This window comes from Mesorhizobium sp. M7A.F.Ca.ET.027.03.2.1 (genome assembly GCF_003999175.1).
Classification (GTDB): Bacteria; Pseudomonadota; Alphaproteobacteria; order Rhizobiales; family Rhizobiaceae; genus Mesorhizobium.
Window position 1 is genome coordinate 1 of sequence record NZ_RZOM01001089.1, and the last position, 2,066, is coordinate 2,066.

2 protein-coding genes are annotated in these 2,066 nt (G+C 62.5%); both read right to left on the reverse strand.

Features of this window, described 5'->3' with window-relative positions; translation table 11 throughout:
• Positions 1-666 (reverse strand): D-alanyl-D-alanine carboxypeptidase family protein (locus EN750_RS31525; protein WP_189526591.1); only part of this gene is annotated, 666 nt, incomplete at its 3' end.
• A 103-nt stretch (positions 667-769) separates the two neighbouring features.
• A complete protein-coding gene (locus tag EN750_RS31530; protein ID WP_127399039.1) occupies positions 770-2,002 on the reverse strand; it encodes a septal ring lytic transglycosylase RlpA family protein in 1,233 nt (410 codons plus the stop codon).
• Between the last annotated feature and the right edge of the window lie 64 nt (positions 2,003-2,066).

Consider the following 2,066-nt stretch of genomic DNA (forward strand, 5'->3'; position numbering starts at 1 on the left):
GCCGATGTCCATCGCCAGCAGCGGATTGCGGTTCCTCTGCGAAATCTTGTTCCAGGTAAAATCCTTCTGGCCGTAATAGCGGTAGAAATCCGGATAATCGCGCCACAGGTGCAGGGCGAGCTGCGCCAGCTCGCGCACGGTCGTCTGTTGGCCATCTGCCGGCAGGCCGGTCGAATTGACGAAAGTCGACGTCTTGAGGCCGATCTGGCGGGCCCGTTCGGTCATCTGCGCGGCAAAATTGTCCTCGGATCCCGACATGCCTTCGGCGATGATGATGCAGCCGTCATTGGCCGCCTGCACGGTCACGCCCTGAATCAGGTCTTCGAGCCGGATCGACGACTTGAGCTTGGCGAACATCGTGGATGTTCCGGAAGGCGCGCCGCCCTTGCGCCAGGCGTTTTCGCTGACAACGAACGTATCGTCGAGCTTCAGGCGACCAGACTTGATGGCGTTGAAAACCACTTCCATGGTCATCAGCTTGGCCATCGAGGCCGGCGGTATCGACTTGTCGGCATCCTTGGAAAACAGCACCGTCCCGGTCTCGGCGTCGATCATGAAGGCCTGTGCGGCCTTGGTCTCGAACAGCTGTGCACCGGCCGGAGCCTGGAAAAACAGCAGCAGGCCAAAAACCAGAAGCCCGGCGAGCGGGAGCAAGCGAAATTGCATGATGTTCGACCCGTTGGCCGGCACCGCCGGCAAGCCCGCAAAAAGTATCGGGCTTTTTGCACGGCGGATCAACCGCGTAGCGGAAATCCAGCCTGGCTTGTGCTCAGTTGCGCACAGCCAGCGCATCGGGAGCGCCATGCGACCAGGCAGCCTGCAACATCTCGTCCAGATTGCGGTGGCCATCGGGATAGAGATTGACCGAATACCAATCCTCGCCGTCGAGTTCCGAACGCTGGATCTCGATCTTGCCGAAGGCGGCAAGCTGAGCGGCAATACGCTTGGCTTCTCCGGCGTCCTCGAACGAACCGGCAGCGACATAGTCGGTGGACGGACCGGCCGGTGGCGGCTGCCGCTTCCACGATTGAAGCACGTCGGCCGGCGACATGCCGTCGCCACCCAGCGCAGCGAAGGCACTTGAGGCGCGTTCGACCCGTTCGTCGGCGTAGGACAGCGAGGCCACGGCAAACGGCGATTGCGGCGGCAGATTGATCTGCGGGCGTTCCGGCACGATGGGCCCGAAATCCGGAAGCGCCAGATCGCCATACGCCGACGGCTGCGCCGACATGGCCGGCTGGACAGAACCGGAATCGGTCAACTGGCCCGGAAACGGCACGGCCGCGCTGCCCGCAGGCAGGCTGGGCGACGGCCCGTTCATGGCGACCATGACGCCGGTCGGCAGTCCGTCCGACGGGTCGGGCACTCTGTTGCCGGGATGGTAGGAAGCCATCAGATATTGGTCGTCATCGCCGTCAAGCGGCGCGCGGCCGACATATTCGACCTTCACCTGAGCGGTGCCGGTGTTGGCATAGTCAAGCATCTGGGCAGCGCGCTCCGACACATCGATGATGCGGCCTTCGTGATATGGGCCGCGATCGTTGACGCGAACGATGACCGAACTGCCGGTCTTGAGGTTGGTGACGCGGGCATAGCTTGGCAGCGGCATGGTCGGGTGCGCTGCGGTCAGGTGGGTCATGTCGTAGACTTCGCCATTGGCGGTAAGCCGGCCATGGAAGGCGTCGCCATACCAGGAGGCCAGGCCGACCTTGGCGTAGCGCTTGTCTTCCTTCGGGTAATACCACTTGCCGCGGACCTGATAAGGTTTGCCGAGCTGATCCCTGCCGCCGCCACGTTGGATGCGCCCATTCTGGGAGATCACGCGCGGGCTTGCCTTCACGCCATATTCGGATTCGGCGAAATATTCCTTGGAGCGGGTCTTCTTGTAGACCATCGCTTTCGGCTCGGGCTGCGACGCACAAGCCGCCAGCAAGGCGGCCGACATGGCGAACAACGCGACTGCAGCAGCGCGACGAAGACGCGGTTGCGTCACAGCCTGCATTTTCCTGATGTCCCCTTCAGTCTTGCCTAGACGTCGTATCCAACCGTCGAAGAAGCCGAAACAC

What these genes read in the sequence shown, in the direction of transcription:
- EN750_RS31530 (WP_127399039.1), bottom strand. Translation starts at nt 2,002, where the DNA reads ATGCAGGCTGTGACGCAACCGCGTCTTCGTCGCGCTGCTGCAGTCGCG.